Origin of the sequence: Pseudoxanthomonas sp. (assembly GCF_051953815.1) — a bacterium.
GTDB lineage: Bacteria > Pseudomonadota > Gammaproteobacteria > Xanthomonadales > Xanthomonadaceae > Pseudoxanthomonas_A.
In genome coordinates, this window is record NZ_JBQCIJ010000028.1 from 53,266 (window position 1) to 75,272 (window position 22,007).

Genomic DNA, 22,007 nt, shown 5'->3' on the forward strand with positions numbered 1-22,007 from the left:
GTGGGATGTCAGAGGCCGGAGGCGCGACGCCAGAACAGGTTGGCCAGTGGCGGCAGGCGTCCGGCTAGGCCCAGCAACGGCCCGCGCACCAGGGTCAGGTGCATTTCGTCATTGGAGAACAAGCGGTTGATGCCATCGAAGGCATAGGCCGCGGCGGTGCTTTCGCTGCGCCGCTGGCGCGCCCAGCGTGCCAGCCGGTGCGGGGCGCTCCAGTCCACCCGGCGCGACTGCGCGTCCCGGATCAGCGTGCGCAGCCCGGCGACATCGCGCAGGCCCAGATTGACGCCTTGTCCGGCCAGCGGATGCACGACGTGCGCGGCATCGCCGATCAGCAGGATCCGCCCGGACACGTACTGTTGGGCCAGTTGCCGGCGCAACGGAAACGCCGCGCGCGCCGACACCGGCCGGGCTTGGCCCAGCCGCGCCGCCGACGCCAGGGTGAGTTCGCGCGCGAACGCGTCGTCGTCCAGCGCGAGCACGCGCGTGGCTTCGGCATCGGGCAGCGTCCAGACGATCGAACTCCGGCCCTCGGTGAACGGCAGCAGCGCCAGCGGCCCGCCCGGCAGGAACCGCTGCCAGGCGGTGTCCTCGTGCGGGCGTTCGGTCTGGATGTATGCGACCACGCCACGCTGCGCGTAGTCGTGCTGCGTTACCGCCACGCCGGCGGCCTGGCGCAGGCTGGAATCGGCGCCATCGGCGGCGATGGCCAGGCGCGCATCCAGGCGGGTGCCGTCCTCCAGCGTCAGGCGCACGCCGGTCTCGTCCTGCTCGACATCCCGCACCCGCGCCGGGCAATGCAGGCGCACGCCGGCCGCCGGCAGCGCCGCCCACAGGCGATCGACCAGCAGCGCGTTCTCCAGGATCCAGCCCAGCTGCGCATGGCCCAGCGTGTCGGCATCGAACACCAGGTCGCCGCCGCCTGCGGCATCCCAGACGCACATGCGTCGATACGGCTGCACGCGGGCGTCGCGGATCGCGCGCCACACACCCAGCGACTCCAGCAACACGGCGTTGTCCGGGGCGAATGCGTAGACACGCAGATCCGGATCCGCCGCCGACCAGCGCGCGGGTTCGCGGCCTTCGACCAGCGTGACCTGCAACCCGGCGTCGGCCAGCGCCAGCGCGCAGGCCGCGCCGACCACGCCGCCACCGACAATCACCGCATCCATCTGCCCGCGCCGGTTCATGCCGCCACCTCCCGGCACAGCGCCGGCACGTCGCCGCGGAAACCCATCGCGCCGCCGACCAGAAACGCCTGCAAGGTGGGCGAGAGGTCGACCGCGGCCAGGCCCAGGCTGCGCAGCGGGCGCAGCATCGGCGCCGGGTTGGCGGTCAACCGCGCCAGTCCGTCGGAGAACGCCAGCGTGCGCTGGCGATCCTCCGCCCGCCGCTGCGCATAGCTCCGCAACAGGCCTTCGTCACCAGGGTCGGCGCCGCCGGTTTCGAGCAGTTCGGCCAAGGTCAGCGCATCGCGCAGGCCGAGGTTGAAGCCCTGCGCGCCGATCGGGTGGATGGTCTGGGCGGCATTGCCCATCAGCACCGCGCGCGGCGCGGTGAGGCGGTCGGCCACTACCCGGCTGATCGGATAGGCACTGCGCTCGCCGCTGGCGATGAAACGCCCGACCCGCCAGCCAAACGCCCCTTGCAGGCGCGCGAGCCACGCCGCTTCGTCCAGGGCGGCGACGTCGCCGGCCAGGTCCTTCGGGACGCCATGGATGGCGCCGAAATGGCGATCCCCGCGCGGCAGCAGTGCGGTGGGGCCGGTCGCGGTGAACCGCTCGTAGGCGGTGCCGTCGGGCGCCTGTTCCGCACGCACGCGGGCGACGAACAGGGTCTGCCCGTAATCCTGTTCCTGCACGCCGATGCCCAGCGCCTCGCGCAGTTGGCTGCGGGTGCCATCGGCGGCGACCAGCAGGCGCGCTTCCACGAACTGTTCGCCCGCCTCGCCGGCCAGGCGCAGGCGGCGGGCATCGGCGACGCCCTCCTCCAGCGCGACGAAGCGGGACGGTCGATAGCGGGTGACATGGCGCAGTTCGCCCAGGCGGGCTTCCAGCGCTTCGCCGAAATCGCGCGCCACCACCACCTGGCCGAAACTGTCGCGACCGTAGTCGGCGGCCTCCAGGCGCACCCGCCCGAAGTCGCCCTGGCGGCTGATGTGGATGCGCCGGATCGGTCCGGCGACGGCGCGCAGCTTCTGCATCACGCCCAGCGCGGTCAACGCGTTGACCGTGGCGGCGGCGAAGCTGAGATTGCGCTGATCGAACACCGCCGGCATCGCCGTGGGCGGCGCCGCCTCCACCAGGCCCACGTCGATGCCCAGGCGGTCCAGGGCGATGGCCAGGCTGGCGCCGACCAGGCCGCCCCCCACGATTACCACGTCATGCCGTTGCGTCATGCCGACATGATACCGGCTCGACCGGTCCGGGCCGCCCGGCGCCGGTCCGCGGCCCGGCCCGCGTCGCGGTCCGCTAGAATGGTGCGCTGAGCCTCCGGAATCCGTCTGCATGAACACGAACTCCCAACGCGCCGCCATCCTCGTCCTGCTGGCCCTGCTGATGGCGGCGACCCGCCTCCACCTGCCGGCCACGCTGACCCATTTCGGCCCGGTGCCGGATGCGTCGTGGGCGGTGTTCTTCCTGGGGGGCTTCTACCTGCGCGGCTGGACCCGCTGGGCGTTTCCGCTGCTGATGGCGCTGGCCGTCGCGGTGGACTACGTCGTCATCAGCGGCCAGGGCATGAACTTCTGGGCCCACTACTGCACCTCCGCGGCGTACTGGTTCCTGGTCCCGGCCTACCTGGCCCTGTGGGTCGGCGGCCTGCTGGTCCGCCGCTTCCACGCCAACCACGCCGGCCAGCATGGCCGCGTGCTGGCGGTGACCGTGGCCAGCCTGTCCGCCTCGGTGGTGGTCTGCCACCTGCTGAGCCAGGGCAGCTTCTATTGGCTGGCCCGCGACATCGTGCCCAATCCGACCGTGGCCGGCTGGTGGAAGAACTACAGCGACTGGTTCGTCCCCTATCTGCGCGTGGCCGCCATCTATGTCGGCCTGGCCGCCATCGCCCACGTCGGCGTCGAGCAGCTGGCGCGCCTGGGCCAGCAGAAGGCGCCGCGCTGAGCGCGGCACCCCGATGGGCAACCGTCTTTCCAAGATCTACACGCGCACCGGCGACGACGGCACCACCGGTCTCGGTGACGGCAGCCGGGTCGGCAAGGATTCGGCGCGGGTCAACGCCTACGGCACGGTCGACGAGGCCAATTCGGCGATCGGCGTGATCCTCGCCGCGCCGAACGTCCCGGAGGACGTCGCCGCGCTGCTGACCGTGGTCCAGCACCAGATGTTCGACCTGGGCGGCGAACTGTGCATTCCCGGCCACGCCGCCATCACCGGCGAGGACGTGGACGCGCTGGAAGCGCGGCTGGACCACTACAACGAGGCACTGCCGCCGTTGAAGGATTTCATCCTGCCGGCCGGCGGCGAGGCGGCCGCGCGCTGCCACCTGGCCCGCACCATCGTGCGCCGCGCCGAGCGCGAAACCGTCACCCTGGCCCGCCACGACGCGGTGCGGCCGGAGGCGATCCGCTACCTCAACCGGCTGTCGGACCTGCTGTTCGTGCTGGCCCGCGTGCTGGCGCGCGCCGACGGCCACGGCGAAGTGCTCTGGAACCACGAACGGCGGCGCCCGACCTGACGCCGTGATCATCTACACCCACCCGGCCTGCCTGTCGCACGACCCCGGACCCGAGCATCCGGAACGGCCGGCACGGCTGGAGGTGGTACTGGAAGTCCTGCGCCGCGACCACGGCGACCTCGACTGGCGTGAAGCGCCACTGGCCAAGCTGGGCGATCTGCGCCGCGTGCATGACGAAGCCTTGCTGCGTGAAGTGCTGGACGTCGACTTCGAAGGCCACCGCATGCTCGACCCGGATACGGTGATGGTGCCGGCTTCGCGCGCGGCGGCCCTGCGCGCCGCCGGCGCCGGCATCGCCGCTGTGGACGCGGTGATGCATGGAGACGCCGGCACCGTGTTCTGCGCGGTCCGCCCGCCCGGCCACCACGCCACGGCCGGTGCCGCGATGGGCTTCTGCCTGTTCAACAACGTCGCCATCGCCGCCGCCCATGCGCTGGACAGACACGGGCTGGAGCGGGTCGCCATCGTCGATTTCGACGTCCACCACGGCAACGGCACCCAGGCCATCTTCTACAACGACCCCCGGGTGGCCTACTTCAGCACCCACGAATCGGGCTTGTTCCCGTACAGCGGCGCCCCTTACGAGCGCGGGGCGGGCAACGTGTTCAACGCCCTGCTGCCGCCGGGCAGCGGCGGATTCCGCTTCCAGAACACCTGGGCCGACCAGATGCTGCCGGCCGTGGACGAGTTCCGGCCGCAGTTGCTGCTGATCTCCGCCGGTTTCGACGCCCACATGCGCGACCCGCTGGCCGATCTGATGCTGGAAACGGAGGATTTCGGCTGGCTGACCCGCCAGTTGCGGCAACTGGCCCGGCGCCACGCCGACGGACGGGTGGTGTCGATGCTGGAAGGCGGCTACGACCTGGAGGCCCTGAAGGAATGTGCCTCCGCGCATGTCGACGAGCTGCGCTGAACCGCGATCCCGGCCCGGGCCGCGACTGCATGAACCAGACCCGAAACCGGCCGGGGGTTTTCATTGCCGCCATGCCGGGGATCCGGCAAGCTAACCGCCGTTTCTGAACCGAACCTTCTCCGGAGCCCGGTACCGCGTGCGTCCAGTCCTTCGCCTGCTGCCCCTGCCGTTCAGTATCGCCCTGTGCCTGCCGGCGCTGGCGGCGGACGAAAAGCCCGAGAGCTGGGCGCTGTGCCCGATCCAGGATCCGGTCCCTGTGTTCGAGGGTGCGCCACAACCGGCGGCCGGTACCAACAGCGAGCAGGCGCGCGCCGCGCGCGCGAACCAGGACACCAGCATCGTCGGCGACAAGCTCGGAGGCACCGAGCAGAACCTGGAGTACCAGGGCAATGTCGCGCTGGTCCGCGGAGACCAGTACCTGGGCGCGGACAACCTGACCTACGATCAGGAAAAAGACACCTATTCGGCCGAAGGCCATGTGCGCTATCAGGACGCCGGCATCCGCCTGGTCGCCGAAAGCGCGCGCGGCGACCAGAATGCCGATCGCCACCAGATCGACAATCTGCAGTACCAGCTGGTCTCCCGCCGTGGCAATGGCGGCGCCGATCGCATCGACATGAAGGGACCGGAAGGCAGCCTGCTGCATTCCACCTACTCGACCTGCGATCCCGCCGACCGGCGCTGGGAACTGCGCTCGCGGCGCATCGACGTGAACACCGAGACCGGCTGGGGCGTGGCACACGGCGCGACCGTGCGACTGGGCCACGTCCCGGTGCTGTACATGCCGTGGTTCAAGTTCCCGATCGACGATCAGCGCCACACTGGCCTGCTGTACCCGGCCCTGAGCCATTCCGGGCGCAACGGCCTGGACTATCGCCAACCGATCTACCTGAACCTGGCGCCGAACTACGACGCCACGCTCAATCCGCGCTACATGAGCAAGCGCGGCCTCGCCCTGGGAGGCGAGTTCCGTTATCTGTACGAAGGCGGCGCCGGCGAGTTGCAGGGCAACTACATGCACCGCGACGATCTGCTCGAAACGCGTACCCGCGAGCCGGAGTTCGTGCCCGAGCGCAATCCGGATCCGGACGACAGCCGCGGCATGTTCCGTTTCGACGGCTACCACAACCTGAGTCCGCAATGGCAGGCCCGCGCCAACCTGGTCTGGGTCAGCGATTCCCGCTATGTCGAGGATTTCGCCAACAACCTCGGTGGCCTGACCGCCAGCACCCTCACCAGCACCATCGGCCTGTATGGCGTGGGCCAGTTCTGGAACGGCGGCGTCATGGCCGATGCCTGGCAGCTGTCGGACTTCAATCTGACCAAGGCCAGCCTGCCGTACAACCGCCTGCCGCGCGTCTACTTCACCTACGACCGTCCGCTGGGCCGCTGGCTGAACGTCGGCCTGCACAGCGAGGCCGTGCGCTTCCAGCATGACGTGCACGCCGGCGGCACCCGCCTGGATCTCAAGCCGAGCATCAGCGTGAACTTCGAGGGACCGTCCTGGTACGTCCGTCCCACGCTGGCGTGGCGCTACACCGACTATCGCCTGGATCCGGAACTGGCGCGCGGCATCGCCACCGATCGCGCCGCGCGCGCGCTGGGCATCCCGCTCGCCAACGTCACCGACGCGGTGATGCGGCCGTACTACAACGAATCGCCCAACCGCAGCCTGCCGATCGGCTCGGTCGACATGGGCCTGTTCTTCGACCGCGAGACCGAGATCAAGGGCAGCCGTTTCCTGCATACGCTGGAACCGCGCCTGTTCTATCTCAACGTGCCCTATCGCAACCAGGACGGCATTCCGCTGTTCGACACCCGCCCCTTCACCTACAGCTGGGGCCAGATGTTCCGCGACAACCGCTATTCGGGTCCGGATCGGCAGACCGACGCCAACCAGCTGACGATGGCGGTGACGACCCGCTTCCTGCGCCAGTCCGACGGTTTCGAGCGCGCCTCGATGAGCCTCGGCCAGATCCGCTACTTCGAGGACAGCCGGGTCACCCTGAATCCGTCCGAGGCCCCGCTGCTGAAGGGCAAGTCGGCCTGGATCGCGGACGCCAACTACGCCCCGACCGACCGCTGGACCATCGGCGCTTCCTACCAATGGGATCCGAAGTTCCGCCGCGAGGACCTGGCCAGCCTGCGCGCGCGCTACCTGATCGGTGACGACGGCGTGGTCAACCTGACCTACCGCCATCGCCGCGATCTGCTCGAACAGGGCGATTTCTCGTTCCTGTACCCGATCAGCCCGTCGTGGAGCATCGTCGGCCGTTACTACCACTCGTTCCAGGACAACAAGCTGCTGGAAGGCATCGCCGGCGTCCAGTGGGACAGCTGCTGCCTGGCGGTACGCGCGGTGGTCCGCCGCTACGTGCGCAACCGCGAGGGAGAAATGAACAACTCCTTCCAGATCGAATTCGTCCTCAAGGGTCTCGGCTCGGCCGGCCAGGACACGGAGCGCACCCTGCGCCGTGGTATCCTCGGCTATTACCGAGACGACCTCTATCTCGTCCCGCCGAGCAATACCACGCCGGATCCGGACGACGCCAACCGCTACGCCCCGGATATGCTGCCATGACCATCAAGTTGCTCCGTCCCCTCGCCGCCGCGCTGCTGGCCGCCGCCTGCGTGGCGCCGCTGTCGGCCCAGTCCCTCCAGCCGCTGGATCGGATCGCCGCCGTCGTCGACGAGGACGTCATCCTGCAGAGCGAGCTGGATCGCGCGGTCGCCAACGTGGTCAACCAGTACGCCAGTCAGCCCGGCCAGCTGCCGCCGCGCGACGTGCTGGAACGGCAGGTGATGGAACGCCTGATCCTGATGAAGCTGCAGGTGACCCGCGCCAACGGCAGCGGCATCCAGGTCAGCGACCAGGAAGTCAACGGCGCGGTCGCCGCGGTGGCCCAGCAGAACAACATGAGCGTCGACGCGCTGCGCGCGCGCCTGGCCCAGGACGGCATGTCCTTTAATGATTTCCGCGCCTCGCTGCGTGACGAAATCACCGTGCAGCGCCTGCGCCAGAGCTTTGCCCAGAGCAAGATCCAGGTCAGCGAGGGCGAAGTGGACGCCGCGCTGGCGATGCAGGCCAACGCCGGCCAGCAGTACCACCTGGCGCACATCCTGGTCGCCCTGCCGGACGGCGCCACCGCCGAGCAGATCGCCACCGGCCAGCAGAAGATCGATGGCATCAAGGCGCTGCTGGACAAAGGCGAGATGGATTTCAACGCCGCGGCCGTGCGCTACTCCGACAGCCCCAACGCGCTGGACGGCGGCGACCTCGGCTGGCGCAGCATGGACGAGATCCCGACCGCGTTCGTGGAGATGCTCAAGACGATGTCTCCCGGCCAGGTGGTCGGGCCGCTGCGCGGCGCGAGCGGTTTCCAGCTGCTGAAGCTGGTGGAGACCCGCGATGCGGCGCAGGCGGACAAGCGCACCGTTACCGAATACCACGCCCGCCACATCCTGGTCCGCATCACCGATACCCAGGACGCCGCTGCGGCCAAGGCCAAGATCGATACCCTGCGCGCCCGCATCGCCGGCGGCGTGGATTTCACCACCGTCGCCAAGGAATCCTCCGAGGATCCCAACAGCCGCGGTGAAGGCGGCGATCTGGGCTGGTTCCCGGCCGACGCCTTTGGTCCGGCGTTCGGCGAGCAGGTCGCCGGTGTCGGCGATGGCCAGGTCACCCAGCCCTTCCGCACCGACGCGGGCTGGCACATCGTGCAGCGGGTGGAAGCGCGCCAGAGCGACGTCACCGACGCCAACCAGCGCGCCCAGGTCCGCGAGACCATCGGCCGCCGCAAGCTGGAAGACGAGTACAACCGCTTCCTGCAGGAAATGCGTGGCGAGGCCTATGTGAACATCCGCACCGGCGCGCAGGCCCAGACCGACGGTACGCCGGCCAATGCGCCGGCGCCCGCCCCCGCCGAAGCGCCCGCTCCCACGCCCGGCGGCTGAGCGTGCTGCCCCGCCTGGCGCTGGTCCCGGGTGAGCCGGCCGGCATCGGGCCCGAACTCTGCGTCCGCCTTGCCCAGCAATCCCGCGACGATTGCGGGCTGGTCGCTTTCGCCGACCCGGAAGTGATGCGGGCCGCCGCGGCCGGGCTGGGCCTCCCGCTGCGCCTGCTCGACGAGCATGAGGACGTCCGGTCGCCGGGCGATCTGCGCCTGCGCGCGGTGCCGAATGCCGCGCCCACCCATTTCGGCCGGCCGGATCCCCGCAATGCCGCCGCCGTCATCGCCGCGCTGGAGCAGGCGTCCGATGCCTGCCTGCGGGGCGAGTTCGCCGGCGTGGTCACCGGACCGGTGCACAAGGCCGCGATCAATGCCGGCGGCATCGCCTACACCGGCACCACCGAACTGCTGGCCGCGCGCGCGCGGCGCGACGTGGTGATGATGCTGGCCAACGACTTCGTCCGCGTCGCCCTGGCGACCACGCACCTGCCCCTGCGACAGGTGGCCGACGCCATCACCGTCGACGGACTCACCACGGTGCTGCGCATCACCCATGCCGCGATGCGCGACGACTTCGGCATCCCCGATCCCGTGATCGCGGTCCTCGGGCTCAATCCGCATGCGGGCGAAGCCGGGCATCTGGGTCGCGAGGAAATCGAGATCATCGAGCCGGTGATGGCCATGCTGCGCGAAGAAGGCATGCGTCTGATCGGTCCCCTGCCCGCCGACACCGCCTTCCTCCCGCAGAAGCTCGCCGGCTTCGACGCAGTGCTGGCGATGTACCACGACCAGGGCCTGCCGGTGCTCAAGTACAGCGGCTTCGAGCAGGCGGTCAACCTGACCCTCGGCCTGCCCTATCCCCGCGTGGCGGTCGATCACGGCACCGCGCTTGAAATCGCGGGCCAGGGCGTCGCCGATCCTTCCAGCCTGTTCGCGGCGGTGCGCACCTGCGCGCGCATCGCCCGACAAAAGCCGGCAAGCTAGCCACACCCGCTCAGCCCCGCTTCCCGCCGTACCTGTTTCGCACCCCAATCCCGGATTCCCAGACCACGCCATGTCCCATTTCAAGGCGCCGCCCAAGAAATCGCTGGGCCAGCACTTCCTCACCGACCGCAGTTACATCGAGCGGATCGTGCTCGCGGTGGATCCCAAGCCGGGCGATCGGCTGGTCGAAATCGGCCCGGGGCAAGGCGCGATCACGATGCCGTTGCTGCGCCGGCATGGCGAACTGACCGCGATTGAATTCGATCGCGATCTGATTACTCCACTGATGGAAGCCTCGGAAGGCGTCGGCCGCCTGACCATCATCCACAAGGATGTGCTGGCGGTGGATTTCGGCAAGCTGGCCGGCGACGAACGCCTGCGACTGGTCGGCAACCTGCCCTACAACCTGTCCTCGCCGATCCTGTTCCATGCCCTTGAACACGCGGCGTCGATCCGCGACATGGTGTTCATGCTGCAGAAGGAAGTGGTCGATCGCATGGCCGCCGGTCCGGGCACCAAGGTATACGGCCGGTTGAGCGTGATGCTACAGGCGTACTGCACGGTGACCCCTCTTTTCGTGGTTCCGCCGGGCGCGTTCCGGCCACCACCGAAGGTCGACTCGGCCGTGGTGCGGATGGTGCCGCGTCCCCCCGCGGAGATCGGCGTGACCGATCCGCGGCGCTTCACCGAAGTGGTGCGGGCCGCGTTCGGGCAGCGTCGCAAGACCCTGCGCAATGCCCTGTCCGGCGTATGCGACGCCGCCGCCATCGAAGCCGCGGGACTCAGTCCCGATGCCCGCGCCGAGCAGGTCGAGGTGGCCGGTTTCATCCGCCTGGCCAACCAGACACCGGCGCCGCCGGCGGGCTGATCACCGGCGCGCCTGCACGGCGATTCCTGTTTCACGCCGCAATGCATACACTGTCCGGCATGAAACACGACTACGCCATCGATATCGACGTAGCCACCCGCTTCCTCGACGATCAATCCGCGCCCGAGGACGGGCGCTATGTGTTTGCCTACACCATCCGCATCCGCAACCGGGGCCACGTGCCCGCGCGCCTGCTCGGCCGCCACTGGGTCATCACCGACGCCAACGGCAAGGTCCGCGAAGTCGAAGGCGCGGGCGTGGTCGGCGAGCAGCCCTGGCTGCAGCCGGGCGAGGATTTCGAATACACCTCCGGCGCGGTGCTGGAAACCGACATCGGGACCATGAAGGGAAGCTACGACATGATTGCCGACGACGGCACCCGCTTCGACGCCCCCATTCCGCAGTTCACCCTCTCGATCCCGCGGACGCTGCACTGATGGCGGTCTGGGCGATAGGCGATCTGCAGGGATGCTACGACGCGACCCAGCGCCTGCTGGAGCGCATCCGTTTCGATCCCGCCTCCGACCGGTTGTGGTTCTGCGGCGACCTGGTCAACCGCGGCGGTCAATCGCTGGAAACCCTGCGGCTGGTGCACGCGCTGCGCGATCAGAGCGTGGTGGTGCTCGGCAATCATGATCTGTCGCTGCTGGCGATTGGCGAACGCTCGCCGGATGAGCAGCGCAAGGTCAATCCGGATCTGCAGCGGGTGGTGCTGGCCGATGATGCGCGCGTGCTGCTGGACTGGCTCCGCGGCCAGAAGCTGGTCCATGCCGACCGCGAGCTGGGCTGGATGATGATCCACGCCGGGCTCGCGCCCAAATGGACCACGAACCTCGCCGAGCGCTATGCGCGCGAGGTCGAGCAGCAGCTGCACGGCAATGGCTACCGCAAGCTGTTCCGCAATATGTACGGCGACAAGCCCAACTGGTCGTCCGGCCTGGCCGGCTATGACCGCGCGCGCGCCATCATCAACGTGCTCACCCGCATGCGTTACTGCACGCCACGCGGACGCATGGCAATCGAGGAAAAGGGCGCGCCCGGCACCCAGGCGCAGGGGCTGTATCCCTGGTACGAGGTTCCCGGCCGCGCGCCACGCGATCTGAAGATCGTCTGCGGCCACTGGTCGACCCTGGGCCTGATGATCGGCCATGGCGTGCACGCGATTGATACCGGCGCGGTCTGGGGCGGCAAGCTCACCGCGCTGCAATTGGATACCGACGAACTGCGCATCGTGCAGATGCCCGGGCGCGACGTGGATCCGAGCAGTTTCGCGGGCCGGGACTGACCCCGCCCGCTCAGCGCATGCCCTCGACTTTCCACCAGCCGGGGCAGGCATCGACAAAGAATCGGACGAAAGCTGCAGCCCGGGCGGCGTGACGGCCGCGAAGCGGGCGACGGGGAATTTGCGCTTCGGCGAAGAAGCAAATCCCCCTCGGTCCCCCTTTTTTCAAAAGGGGGAGGTCATTCCCTTCAAACTGCCGACTGTCGACTGCCAGCGCCACCGTCGGCTGATCGTCCATCGTCCCCAGCGTGCTGCCGGGCTTCCCGCCAGCAGGGGCGATCATCGCCGGGGCGCGTCCATCAGGCACATCACACTGGCATCGTTCGCCCGCACGCGCGGCGCGGGCCGCCTACAATCCATCGCCATGTTCCCGTCGCTGAACAACCCGCGCATCGTCTTCGCCCTGCTTGCCGGCGTGTCCCTGACCGCCTGCGGCGAAGCGCGGACGACGGCCGCCACCGTTGGCGTCGCACTCCCTGCGCCTTCGACCACGGCCACTGCTCCGCGCACCGCTCCGCCTCTGGTCGTGGCGGCGCGCGCCCAGATCGGCGTGACCCGCCATTACGACCCGGCCTACGTCCGCTTGGGCTATCCCGGCGGGGATGTGCCGGAGGATCGCGGCGTCTGCACCGATGTCGTCATCCGCGCGTTCCGCGCGCGGGGATTGGATCTGCAACGCAGCATCCACGAGGACATGCGCGGAAATTTCGACGCGTATCCCCGGAGCTGGGACATGCGCGGCCCCGATCGCAACATCGACCATCGGCGCGTGCCCAATCAGATGCGCTGGTTCGAGCGGCAGGGCTGGACGGCGCCGATCAGCACGCGCGTCGACAGCTATCAGGCGGGCGACATCGTGGCCTGGAAGCTGCAAGGCAGCGGCCTGCTGCACATCGGCATCGTCTCGGACCGGCGCAGCGCGCAAGGCGTGCCGCTGATCCTGCACAACATCGGCGCCGGTACGCAGGAAGAGGACCTGCTGTTCGGCCATTCCATCATCGGCCACTACCGGCCGGTGCTGCCGTGATCGCCGGACGGTTCTTTCGTCAGCCGGCCCGCACGCGCAGGTAATCGACGAACTCAAACGCGTACGCATGGCGCGCGTCGGCTGGATGTGGTTCGCGCCGGACCACATCCCACTCGCCCGGATCAAAGCGCGGAAAATGCGCGTGCGCGTCCTCCACCACCGTATCGACGTGGGTGAGGTAGAGGGCGTCGGCCAGCACCAGCGTCTGCGCGTAGATCTCGCCGCCGCCAATCACGCAGACCTCCGGATTGCCCTCGCTGGCGGCCCAGGCCAGCGCCTGTTCTAGCGAGGCGACCGCCTCCATGCCGGCGAACGGGACCCGCCCGCCGCGGGTCAGGACCAGATTGCGGCGGCCCGGCAGCGCGCGCCCCAGTGACTCGGCGGTGCGCCGTCCCATCAGCACCGGTTTGCCCAGGGTCAGCGCCTTGAAGCGCTGGAGGTCATCCGGCAGGCGCCAAGGCAGATCGTTGTCCCGACCGATGGCGTAATGGCGATCGAGCGCGGCGATCAGCGACAGGGAAACGGCTGGATTCATGCGTGGGGCCTTCCGGCGTATTGCAGGCGTGGGGAACGCGGCGTACTTTCGCCGCACACCATCTTCGGGGAAGGCCGGATGCCCTCGCAAGCCAGAACGATGCTGTTGGCCACCGGATTGCTGCTGGGCGCGACCGCCAGCGCGGGCCAATCGCTTCCCGCAAGCTTCGAATCCGATCGCGTCTATCTGGAGGCGCGGGGAGCGCAGGGAGAACGCCTGCGCCTGTACACCGATACCGGCGGCGGGATGTTCCTCAAGCAGGAAGCGGTCGAACGGCTGAAGCTGCCGCTGTCGCCGCTGGAGGATCCGGACGCGCGGCGCGAACTGGGCGACCGCGCCCGCATCACCCGCCTGCCCGCGTTCGCGCTGGAGGCCGGCATTCCTCCGCCACTGGCCGACGACGGCCGCCTGATGGTGCTGCCGAGCGCGCTGGCCGGCCCGCAGTTGCCGGGCACCAGCCAGGACGACGGCATCCTGGGCCAGGCCTGGTTCGGCGGCCGCATCTGGACCTGGGACTATCCCGGACGCCGTTTCCGCCGCGAGGCCGGGGACTGGAAACCCTCGCCGGACCTGCGCCGGCTCGCGCTGGGCTTCAAGACCGACGAGCACGGGACGCGGGTGGCGGATTTCCCGCGCCTGCAGGTCAGCATCGACGGCAGGCAACACTCGTTGCTGCTGGATACCGGCGCGATGACCGTACTCACGCCGCAGGCGCTGGCCGAGCTCGCGGATGGCGGCCCGCCGGAACGCGCCACCAGCATGATCACCGACAGCGTGTTCCAGTCCTGGCGCAAGGCGCATCCGGAGTGGCGCGTCATCGAGAACGCGCAGGCCGGCATGGGCTCGGCGATGATCGAAGTGCCGGAAGTGATCGTCGCCGGCTACAAGGTGGGCCCGGTCTGGTTCACCCATCGGGAGAACCGCAACTTCCACGATTTCATGTCCAGCTTCATGGACGCGCGCGTGGACGGCGCGCTGGGCGGCAACGCCTTCCGCCACTTCGTCATGACCGTGGATTATCCGGGCGCGGCGGCGTACTTCCGCTGCGTCAGCGGTTGCCGCGACACGCCGTCGCGCTAGCGCGGCGCGTCCGCCGGCGACGCGGGCCGCCAGCGGGCCAGCAAGGCCTGCGTGCGGGGATCGTTCCACCAGCGATCCGGCAGGTACACGTGCCGGCCATGGCTTCCCTGCTCATAGACGAACCGACCGCCGGCCACGCGCACCACTTCCCCCGCGGCGTCATAGCGCACGTTGGGTCCGGCGCCAAACCGCAGTACGCCGGCGTCCACCGACAGGCGCAGATCCGGCATGGTATCCAGGCCACCGAGCGCGGTTCGCTTCCAGCGCCGGAACTCCAGCCACGGCATCACGCCCTGCGCCAGGCCGGCCGCGACCACCACCACGGCGGGCAAACGCAGGCCTGGCGCGCTCGTCGTGAGGATCACCACCAACGCGATGATGGCCAGCAGCCACGAGGCCAGCCACAGCCAACGACGCCAGCCGCTGCGGAACAGCCACCATTTGAGGTACTGCTCGCGCAGGTAGGCATCGTCGCGGCGGAAGCCGACCTCCGCCACTTCGTCGGCTTCGGTCATACCGCGACCGGCGCCTTGATGGCCGGGTGCGGGTCGTAACCGAGGATTTCGATGTCGTCGTAGCTGAAAGCGAACAGATCGGTGACGTCCGGATTCAGTCGCAGCGTCGGCAGCTTGCGCGGCTCGCGCGCGAGCTGTTCACGCGCCTGTTCGTAGTGGTTGGAATACAGGTGCGCGTCGCCCAGCGTATGCACGAAGTCGCCCACGCCCAGTCCGGTGGCCTGCGCCACCATGTGGGTCAGCAATGCGTAGCTGGCGATGTTGAACGGCACGCCCAGGAAGATGTCGCCGCTGCGCTGGTACAGCTGGCAGCTCAGCTTTCCGTCGACCACGTAGAACTGGAACATCGTGTGGCAGGGCATCAGCGCCATCTTCGGTAGATCCGCCACGTTCCAGGCGCTGACGATCAGGCGGCGCGAATCCGGATTGCGCTTGATTTCCTCGACCACCCATTTGATCTGGTCGATCTCGCCACCGTCGGCGGTCGCCCAGCGCCGCCATTGCTTGCCGTAGACCGGGCCGAGCTCGCCCGCCTCATCGGCCCACTCGTCCCAGATGCTGACCTTGTTGTCCTTCAGGTAGGCGATGTTGGTCTCGCCCTTCAGGAACCACAGCAGCTCATGGACGATCGAACGCAGGTGCAGCTTCTTGGTGGTGACCAACGGGAAGCCTTCGGCCAGGTCGAAGCGCATCTGCCAGCCGAACACGCTGCGCGTGCCGGTGCCGGTGCGATCGGATTTCTCGGCGCCCTGCTCCAGCACGTGGCGCAGCAGATCGAGGTACGGCTTCATGCGGATTCCTTGGCGGGAGCGACGGGTTGCAGGACGGGCGAGCGGCGCGACAACCACAGCAGGTACACGCCCAGCAGGATCAGCGGCACGCTCAGCAGCTGGCCCATGGTGAGCCAGCCGAACGCCAGGTAGCTGAGCTGCTCGTCCGGCACGCGCACGAACTCGACCACGAAGCGGAACACGCCATAGAGCAGCGCGAACAGGCCGGAGACCGCGTAGCGCGGCCGCGGCTGGCGGGAGAACCACCACAACACCACGAACATCACCAGGCCTTCCAGGAACGCCTGGTAGAGCTGCGAGGGATGGCGGGCGAACCGGTCCAGCGCGCCGGCGGCGTACTGCGCCTGCAACTGCGCGGCGGAAAAGTCCTTCAACGCGGGATCGGTCGGGAAAATCACGCCCCAGCCGGCCTTCGTGTACTTGCCCCACAATTCGGCGCCGATGAAATTGCCGATGCGGCCGAAGCCCAGGCCCAGCGGCACCAGCGGGGCGACGAAATCCATGGTGTCGAAGAAATGCATGCGCTGGCGGCGCGACCACCACAGCGCGGCGGTCATCACGCCCAGCAGGCCGCCGTGGAAGCTCATGCCGCCTTCCCACACCTTGAAGATGGACAACGGATGGGCGAGGAATCCCTCCAGCCCGTAGAACAGGATGTAGCCCAAGCGCCCGCCCAGGACCACGCCGAGCATGGCGTAGAACAGCAGGTCGGAGAAACCGTTGGCGTCCACCCCCGGCAAGCGGCCGGCGCGCACCCGCCGCTGCCCCAGCCACCAGGCCGCGATGAAACCCAGCAGATACATCAGGCCATACCAGTGCAGCTTCAGCGGCCCCAAGGAAAGGGCGATGGGGTCAATCTGGTGGAGGTAGATCATGCGCCTCGGGGACCGGCAGGGAATGCCCTATTTTGCCCCAGCCCGACCGCTTGCGCCGCCTGCCGCAACCCCGGCGACAGCCGGCGGCAAGGCTCGCCGCCGGGATCACGCCGCCTGCACGGCGCTAGAAGATGTGCGGCCGGTTGGGCAGTTCGTCCTCGTCCGGCTGGCTGCCGTCCTGCGGGTAGAAGGCCGCCAGCAGATCCGACACCGCGGCGATGCCGCGGATCACGGCGGCTTCGGCGTCACCGGCGCGCAGGTGTTCTTCCATCAACTGGCAGACCCCGCGCCACTGCTCGTCGCTGACGCGTCCGCGCAGGCCCCGGTCGGCGACGATCTCGATGCGGTGGTCGGCCAGCAGCAGGTAGATCAGCACGCCGTTGTTGGCTTCCGTGTCCCAGGTGCGCAGGCGCGCGAATACCTCGTGCGCGCGCTCGCGCGCCTGCATGCCGCGCAGCACGGCCTGCATCGGCAGGTCCGCTTCGACCGCGAACATCACTTCGCCGCGATGGCGCTGTTCGCCCTGGTGGATGGCGTCGGCGATGCGCTCCAGGCTGTCGGCGGGGAACAGCCGGCGCGCGGAAGGCGGGAACAGATGGCGCAGCAGGCGCATCACCAGCTCCCCGAGGCGCCACCGCCTCCGGACATGCCGCCGCCACCGCCCCAGCCGCCTCCACCGAAGCCGCCACCGCCGCCGAATCCTCCACCACTTCCCCAGCCGCCACCGCCGCCCCAGCCACCCCAGTCGCGGTGGCGGGCGTAGCGTCCGCCGCCGCCGCCGCTGGACACGGACAGCAGGCCGTAAATCAGGCCGAACACGCCGGCGATTCCCGCCATCGGAAGCAACGACGACAGCAGGAACGCGGTGCCACCCGAGGCGGCGCCGGTGAACAGGCCGCGGATGCCGGCGGGCGCGCGCCAGAAAACGCCGCGCACGATGGTAGCGATGACGAAGGCGGCGAACAGCGCGAACAGCCAGTCGCCGCCACGCGAACGCTCCGGGCGGTTGTCGCTGACCGGCGCGGGCAGCGCCTCGCCGTCGATGAGCTTGACCAGCACCGCGGTGGCGTCGGTGATGCCGCCGCCGTAGTCGCCGGCACGGAACTTCGGCACCAGGTATTCCTGGATGACCCGGTTGGCGATGGCGTCGGGGATGGCCCCTTCCAATCCGTAACCCGGCTCGATGCGCACGCGCCGATCGTTCTTGGCGACCAGCAGCAGCACGCCGTCATCCACGCCCTTGCGGCCCAGCTTCCACTGCTCGAACACCCGCTGCGTGTACTGTTCGATGGCTTCCGGCTCGGTCGTGGGCACGATCAGCACCTGCAACTGGCTGCCCTTGCGCTGTTGCAGCGCCAGCGCCTGCTGTTCCAGTTGCTGTTTCTGCGCGGCGTCCAGCGTGCCGGTGGTATCGACCACCGGCGAATCCAGCGCGGGAATGGCCGCCAGCTGCTGCGCCGCCACCGGCAGCAGGCAGCACCACAGCAGCACACAGGCCAGCGCGCGGCGCAGCATCGGCGCGATCGCGACGGGGTGTCAGTTGGCCGGCGCGGGCTGCGAAGCCGGCGGCGCAGAAGGCTGCGGCGCGGCCGGCGGAGGCGGCGCGGTGCCGAAGTCGACCTGCGGCGCCTGCTGGATCTGCGCCTCGTTCTCGACCGTGAAGTTCGGCTTTTCCTTGTAGCCGAAGATCTTGGCGGTGATCACCTGCGGGAACGAGCGGATGTAGGTGTTGTAGTCCTGCACCGTCTGGATGTAGCGGCCGCGGGCGACAGTGATGCGGTTCTCGGTGCCTTCCAGCTGTGCCTGCAGATCGCGGAAGGACTGATCGGACTTCAGGTTCGGATAGTTCTCGGTGACCACCAGCAGGCGCGACAGCGCGCTGGACAGTTCGCCCTGGGCCTGCTGGAACTGCTGCAGGGACGCCGCATCGTCGGCGTTGACCTGGATCTGGCCGACCCGGGCGCGCGCGTTGGTCACGTCGGTCAGCACCTGGCGCTCCTGCTGGGCGTAGCCCTGCACGGTCTTGACCAGGTTGGGAATCAGATCGGCGCGGCGCTTGTACTGGTTCAGGACTTCCGACCAGCCGGCCTTGACCGCCTCGTCTTTCTGCTGGATGGCGTTGTAGCCGCAGCCGGACAGCAACACGGCCAGCGCGACCAGCACGAGCGAACGGACGAACAGACGCATGGCTCCACTCCTTCGGCAGGGACGGCGGCATTGCAGCACCCGGCGATGAAGGATGCAACCGCGCCGCGGCAACGACGCCGCCGCCGCCGTTGCCGACCCGCCGCTCCCGAAAGCAGACGCCCGGCGGAAGCCGGGCGTCGGTGGAACCATGAACGGCGGCCGGGCTTACCAGTTGCCGGCGCCCGGGATGTGCTTCTTCGCCGCGCGACGGCGCATCAGCAGGTTCAGCCACTCGACCATCACCGAGAAGCCCATGGCGAAGTAGACATAGGGCTTGGGCACGTGGATCTCGAAGCCGTCCAGGATCAGCACCACGCCGATCAGCACGATGAACGCCAGCGCCAGCATCTTGATGGTCGGGTTGGCGTCGATGAAGCGGCCCAGCGGGTTGGCCGCCAGCAGCATCACCGCCACCGCCAGCAGGATCGCGGCGACCATGATCGGGATGTGCTGGGCCATGCCGACCGCGGTGATGACCGAGTCGAGCGAGAACACGATGTCGATGATGGCGATCTGCGCGATCACCAGGCCGAACACCGCCGATGCGCGGGTGGTGGTCGGATCCTCGTCCTCGCCGCCGGTGATCAGTTCCTTGATCTCCATGCTGCCCTTCACCAGCAGGAAGATGCCGCCCAGGATCAGCACCAGGTCGCGGATCGAGATGCCCATCCCGCCCACGGTGAACAGATCGTTCTGCATCCGCGCCAGGAACGCCAGCGAGACCAGCAGGCCTATACGGGTGACGCAGGCCACCGCGATGCCGAAACGGCGCGCGCTCGGGCGCTGGTGCGCCGGCAGCTTGCTCACCGCGATGGAGATGAACACCAGGTTGTCGATGCCCAGGACGATTTCCAGCGCACTCAGCGTCACCAGGGTCAGCCAGACGTTGGGGTCGGCCAGGAACTCAAGACTCATTCGATTCGCAACCTTGCTTGATCAGGAAAAAAGTTCGGACAGGCGGGGCCACAGGATCAGGCCCCAGCACAGCAACACGTTCATCATCAGCACGAACACCGCCGCCGAGCCCATGTCCTTGGCGCGTCCGGCCAGTTCGTGATGCTCCGGGCCATAGCGCTCGATCACCGCCTCGATCGCGGAGTTCAGCAGTTCGGCGGCCAGCACCAGCAGGCAACTGCCGATCAGCAGCACGCGTTCCACCGGCGTGTGGCCCAGCCACAGGGCCAGCGGCGTCAGCACCACCAGCAGGTAGACCTCCAGCCGGAACGAGGACTCGTGCAGCCAGGCCGCGCGCAGCCCCTGCATCGACCAGACCGCCGCCTTCAGGATGCGCCCCGGGCCCCGGGGCATGTGTCCGATTTCGTCCGCCATGCCGGTAGCTCCGATCAGCCTGCGATCTGGGCAGGCGGGCAATGCGGGGAATGGGGCGTGGCGGCAGCGGGCATGGAATGCGGAAGGTCCGTGAAGGCGCCGATCTTGCCATATCGGGGTGCCTTACCGGCACGTATGGGTTTGCCTTTGGCCGCCCCGGCTGCTTCACTGGCCCCTTTCCGCCGTCCGGAGCCCTGCCCGATGTCCCGTTTTCCGCTGCCCGTGCGCCGACTCGCCTGCCTGCTGCTGCCGGCCCTGCTGGCGCTGTCCGCCTGCGCCACCGCGCCCGCCGGTCACGGCGCGAAGCGGGCGCCGGCCATCCCCGCCGAAGTCTCCCGCCCGGAGTGGGAACAGGACATGCAGCGGTTCGCGGCCGAGGACGCCGCCACGCCGCCGCCGAAGCACGCGGTGCTGTTCGTCGGCAGTTCCTCGATCCGGATGTGGGAATCGCTGGCGCGGGATTTTCCCGGCGCAAAGGTCATCAACCGCGGCTTTGGCGGTTCGGAGATCCGCGACAGCACCTGGTACGCCGATCGCATCGTGCTGCCCTACCAGCCGAAAACGGTGGTGCTGTACGCGGGCGACAACGACATCGCCAGCGGCCGCACGCCGCGGCAGCTGCATGACGACTTCGTCGCCTTCGCCGAGCTCATCCACCGCGAACTGCCCACCACCCGCCTGATCTACATCTCCACCAAGCCGAGTCCGTCGCGCGCGCACCTGCTCGACGCGCAGCGCGAGGCCAATGCCCTGATCAAGGCCGAGTCCGCCCGCCGCAACTTCGTGTATGTCGACGTGTTCACGCCGATGCTGGACGCCGACGGCAAGCCGCGGGAAGACCTGTTCCTGGCCGACCGCCTGCACATGAACGCGGCCGGCTACGCGCTCTGGCGGGAACTGCTCGATCCGTACGTGAACTGACCCGCGGCCACGCGCGCGCGGATTTTCCCGGTGGGTTTCCCGGCGGATTTCCCGCGCGCGTCCCGACCTTCCCGCCTAGACGGGAACGTAACCCGCACCGGCGTAGGGTCGGCCTCCCGCAGAGGAGACCCGTCATGGCTACCACCACGTACCGTCCGCAGGGCTACCACAGCGTCACCTCCTACCTGATTGTCGATGACGCCGCCAAGGCGCTGGATTTCTATCGCGACGCCTTCGGCGCCGAGGAAATGTACCGGCTGCCGATGGGCGATCGCATCGGCCACGCCGAAACCCGCATCGGCGATACCGTGCTGATGCTGTCCGACGAATGGCCGGACATGAACGCGCTGTCGCCGAACAGCCGCGGCGGCGCCACCTCCAGTTTCATGATCTACGTCGAGGACGCCGACGCCGCCTATGCGCGCGCGGTCAAGGCCGGCGCGCGCGCCGAACGCCCGGTCAAGCAGGAATTCTGGGGCGACCGCATCGGTACGGTCGTGGATCCCTTCGGACACAAGTGGTCGCTGTCCACCCACGTCGAGGACGTCGCGCCGGAGGAGATGCAGCGGCGGATGGAAGCGTGGTCGCAGGCCAACGCGCCCGGCGCGGCCTGAACGAACCGGATTGCGCCTTCCGGGCCGCGTGACCCGGAAGGCGCGACTCCCGCGGTTACTTCCGGCGCGGCAGGCCCGCGTCCTGGTGCAGGCTCAGCAGGTTGCGATCCGGATCGACGAAATCCAGCGACAACCCGCCATCCGGCGACTCGCTGACCGGCACGACGATCTCCACCCCGTGCTGCGCCAGCGCCTCGGCATAGTCGTCGATGCCGCCGTCCAGGCTGAACACCACCACAGGTGAATCGCCCGGCCGGACCGGCTGGACGATGAAGACCAGGGTCAGCCCACCGACCTCGGCCAGGGCGAACGGACCGTCGTGGCCGTCGATGGCGTTGACCGGCAGGCCAAGCGTGTCGCGATAGAAAGCCATCGAACGCGCCAGATCACTGACGAAGAACACGATGGCGCCGACCTTGCATTGGGAAAGCATTGGGAATCCTCCT

General features: G+C 68.8%; 25 protein-coding genes. 13 read left to right on the plus strand and 12 right to left on the minus strand.

Annotated features, from left to right (window positions below):
* Positions 1 to 8: 8 nt before the first annotated feature.
* Both ACTHN1_RS07065 and ubiH read right to left on the minus strand, forming a co-directional pair.
* Positions 9 to 1,187 carry a UbiH/UbiF family hydroxylase gene (locus ACTHN1_RS07065; RefSeq protein ID WP_440470247.1) on the minus strand — a complete coding sequence of 393 codons (1,179 nt, stop codon included), beginning with the start codon at positions 1,185 to 1,187 and terminating at the stop codon, positions 9 to 11.
* A complete protein-coding gene (ubiH, locus tag ACTHN1_RS07070; RefSeq protein ID WP_440470248.1) occupies positions 1,184 to 2,395 on the minus strand; it encodes a 2-octaprenyl-6-methoxyphenyl hydroxylase in 1,212 nt (403 codons plus the stop codon). Before ubiH ends, ACTHN1_RS07065 begins: the two co-directional genes overlap by 4 nt.
* Positions 2,396 to 2,504: 109 nt before the next feature.
* Between ubiH and ACTHN1_RS07075 the strand changes: the two genes are divergently transcribed.
* The 10 genes from ACTHN1_RS07075 to ACTHN1_RS07120 all read left to right on the plus strand — a co-directional run bounded on the left by ACTHN1_RS07075 (position 2,505) and on the right by ACTHN1_RS07120 (position 12,714).
* A complete protein-coding gene (locus ACTHN1_RS07075) occupies positions 2,505 to 3,113 on the plus strand; it encodes a hypothetical protein (protein ID WP_440470249.1) in 609 nt (202 codons plus the stop codon).
* A 13-nt stretch (positions 3,114 to 3,126) separates the two neighbouring features.
* Entirely contained in the window at positions 3,127 to 3,687 is a 561-nt protein-coding gene (locus ACTHN1_RS07080; protein ID WP_141455809.1) for a cob(I)yrinic acid a,c-diamide adenosyltransferase, read from the plus strand.
* A 4-nt stretch (positions 3,688 to 3,691) separates the two neighbouring features.
* Complete coding sequence (locus ACTHN1_RS07085) at positions 3,692 to 4,600, plus strand: histone deacetylase family protein (protein WP_440470250.1); 909 nt, start codon at positions 3,692 to 3,694, stop codon at positions 4,598 to 4,600.
* A 136-nt stretch (positions 4,601 to 4,736) separates the two neighbouring features.
* Positions 4,737 to 7,181, plus strand: a complete 2,445-nt coding sequence (lptD, locus tag ACTHN1_RS07090) for an LPS assembly protein LptD (protein ID WP_440470251.1) — start codon at positions 4,737 to 4,739, stop codon at positions 7,179 to 7,181.
* A complete protein-coding gene (locus tag ACTHN1_RS07095; RefSeq protein ID WP_440470252.1) occupies positions 7,178 to 8,557 on the plus strand; it encodes a peptidylprolyl isomerase in 1,380 nt (459 codons plus the stop codon). Before lptD ends, ACTHN1_RS07095 begins: the two co-directional genes overlap by 4 nt.
* 2 nt (positions 8,558 to 8,559) lie before the next feature.
* The gene (gene pdxA, locus ACTHN1_RS07100; RefSeq protein ID WP_440470253.1) at positions 8,560 to 9,537 is read left to right on the plus strand and encodes a 4-hydroxythreonine-4-phosphate dehydrogenase PdxA; all 978 of its coding nucleotides are present in this window, start codon (positions 8,560 to 8,562) and stop codon (positions 9,535 to 9,537) included.
* Positions 9,538 to 9,607: 70 nt separating this feature from the next.
* Positions 9,608 to 10,405: a 16S rRNA (adenine(1518)-N(6)/adenine(1519)-N(6))-dimethyltransferase RsmA gene (rsmA, locus tag ACTHN1_RS07105; protein WP_440470254.1), complete on the plus strand. Its 798-nt coding sequence runs from the start codon at positions 9,608 to 9,610 to the stop codon at positions 10,403 to 10,405.
* A 59-nt stretch (positions 10,406 to 10,464) separates the two neighbouring features.
* Positions 10,465 to 10,842: a Co2+/Mg2+ efflux protein ApaG gene (gene apaG / locus ACTHN1_RS07110; RefSeq protein WP_440470255.1), complete on the plus strand. Its 378-nt coding sequence runs from the start codon at positions 10,465 to 10,467 to the stop codon at positions 10,840 to 10,842.
* On the plus strand, positions 10,842 to 11,690 hold the full coding sequence (locus ACTHN1_RS07115) for a symmetrical bis(5'-nucleosyl)-tetraphosphatase (RefSeq protein WP_440470256.1): 849 nt from the start codon (positions 10,842 to 10,844) through the stop codon (positions 11,688 to 11,690). The genes apaG and ACTHN1_RS07115 overlap by 1 nt, the downstream gene beginning before the upstream one ends.
* A 412-nt stretch (positions 11,691 to 12,102) precedes the next feature.
* Positions 12,103 to 12,714 carry a DUF1287 domain-containing protein gene (locus tag ACTHN1_RS07120; protein WP_440470322.1) on the plus strand — a complete coding sequence of 204 codons (612 nt, stop codon included), beginning with the start codon at positions 12,103 to 12,105 and terminating at the stop codon, positions 12,712 to 12,714.
* A 19-nt stretch (positions 12,715 to 12,733) separates the two neighbouring features.
* On the opposite strand, the gene ACTHN1_RS07125 is transcribed toward ACTHN1_RS07120, so the two are convergent.
* Positions 12,734 to 13,249 (minus strand): dihydrofolate reductase, encoded by a 516-nt coding sequence (locus ACTHN1_RS07125; protein ID WP_440470257.1) that lies wholly within the window; start codon positions 13,247 to 13,249, stop codon positions 12,734 to 12,736.
* A gap of 99 nt (positions 13,250 to 13,348) precedes the next feature.
* Here ACTHN1_RS07125 and ACTHN1_RS07130 point away from each other — a divergent pair, with 99 nt between their 5' ends.
* Positions 13,349 to 14,329 carry a hypothetical protein gene (locus tag ACTHN1_RS07130; RefSeq protein WP_440470258.1) on the plus strand — a complete coding sequence of 327 codons (981 nt, stop codon included), beginning with the start codon at positions 13,349 to 13,351 and terminating at the stop codon, positions 14,327 to 14,329.
* On the opposite strand, the gene ACTHN1_RS07135 is transcribed toward ACTHN1_RS07130, so the two are convergent.
* The 8 genes from ACTHN1_RS07135 to ACTHN1_RS07170 form a co-directional block, all read right to left on the minus strand.
* Positions 14,326 to 14,844: a hypothetical protein gene (locus tag ACTHN1_RS07135; protein ID WP_440470259.1), complete on the minus strand. Its 519-nt coding sequence runs from the start codon at positions 14,842 to 14,844 to the stop codon at positions 14,326 to 14,328. The two genes, ACTHN1_RS07130 and ACTHN1_RS07135, sit on opposite strands and share 4 nt — an antisense overlap.
* Positions 14,841 to 15,635 carry a thymidylate synthase gene (locus tag ACTHN1_RS07140; protein WP_440470260.1) on the minus strand — a complete coding sequence of 265 codons (795 nt, stop codon included), beginning with the start codon at positions 15,633 to 15,635 and terminating at the stop codon, positions 14,841 to 14,843. Before ACTHN1_RS07140 ends, ACTHN1_RS07135 begins: the two co-directional genes overlap by 4 nt.
* Positions 15,632 to 16,510, minus strand: coding sequence for a prolipoprotein diacylglyceryl transferase (gene lgt, locus ACTHN1_RS07145; RefSeq protein ID WP_440470261.1), 879 nt, complete (start codon positions 16,508 to 16,510; stop codon positions 15,632 to 15,634). Before lgt ends, ACTHN1_RS07140 begins: the two co-directional genes overlap by 4 nt.
* Before the next feature lie 124 nt (positions 16,511 to 16,634).
* Positions 16,635 to 17,123 carry a TPM domain-containing protein gene (locus tag ACTHN1_RS07150; protein ID WP_440470262.1) on the minus strand — a complete coding sequence of 163 codons (489 nt, stop codon included), beginning with the start codon at positions 17,121 to 17,123 and terminating at the stop codon, positions 16,635 to 16,637.
* On the minus strand, positions 17,123 to 18,025 hold the full coding sequence (locus ACTHN1_RS07155) for a TPM domain-containing protein (RefSeq protein WP_440470263.1): 903 nt from the start codon (positions 18,023 to 18,025) through the stop codon (positions 17,123 to 17,125). The genes ACTHN1_RS07150 and ACTHN1_RS07155 overlap by 1 nt, the downstream gene beginning before the upstream one ends.
* A gap of 21 nt (positions 18,026 to 18,046) precedes the next feature.
* Positions 18,047 to 18,697 carry a LemA family protein gene (locus tag ACTHN1_RS07160; protein ID WP_440470264.1) on the minus strand — a complete coding sequence of 217 codons (651 nt, stop codon included), beginning with the start codon at positions 18,695 to 18,697 and terminating at the stop codon, positions 18,047 to 18,049.
* 165 nt (positions 18,698 to 18,862) lie between these two features.
* On the minus strand, positions 18,863 to 19,612 hold the full coding sequence (locus ACTHN1_RS07165; RefSeq protein ID WP_440470265.1) for a TerC family protein: 750 nt from the start codon (positions 19,610 to 19,612) through the stop codon (positions 18,863 to 18,865).
* Positions 19,613 to 19,633: 21 nt separating this feature from the next.
* Positions 19,634 to 20,026 (minus strand): diacylglycerol kinase, encoded by a 393-nt coding sequence (locus ACTHN1_RS07170; RefSeq protein WP_440470266.1) that lies wholly within the window; start codon positions 20,024 to 20,026, stop codon positions 19,634 to 19,636.
* A 216-nt stretch (positions 20,027 to 20,242) separates the two neighbouring features.
* Between ACTHN1_RS07170 and ACTHN1_RS07175 the strand changes: the two genes are divergently transcribed.
* Both ACTHN1_RS07175 and ACTHN1_RS07180 read left to right on the plus strand, forming a co-directional pair.
* Positions 20,243 to 20,947 carry an SGNH/GDSL hydrolase family protein gene (locus tag ACTHN1_RS07175; RefSeq protein ID WP_440470323.1) on the plus strand — a complete coding sequence of 235 codons (705 nt, stop codon included), beginning with the start codon at positions 20,243 to 20,245 and terminating at the stop codon, positions 20,945 to 20,947.
* Positions 20,948 to 21,081: 134 nt separating this feature from the next.
* On the plus strand, positions 21,082 to 21,561 hold the full coding sequence (locus ACTHN1_RS07180; RefSeq protein ID WP_440470267.1) for a VOC family protein: 480 nt from the start codon (positions 21,082 to 21,084) through the stop codon (positions 21,559 to 21,561).
* 55 nt (positions 21,562 to 21,616) lie between these two features.
* Here ACTHN1_RS07180 and ACTHN1_RS07185 read toward each other — a convergent pair whose 3' ends face one another.
* A complete protein-coding gene (locus ACTHN1_RS07185) occupies positions 21,617 to 21,994 on the minus strand; it encodes a VOC family protein (RefSeq protein ID WP_440470268.1) in 378 nt (125 codons plus the stop codon).
* Between the last annotated feature and the right edge of the window lie 13 nt (positions 21,995 to 22,007).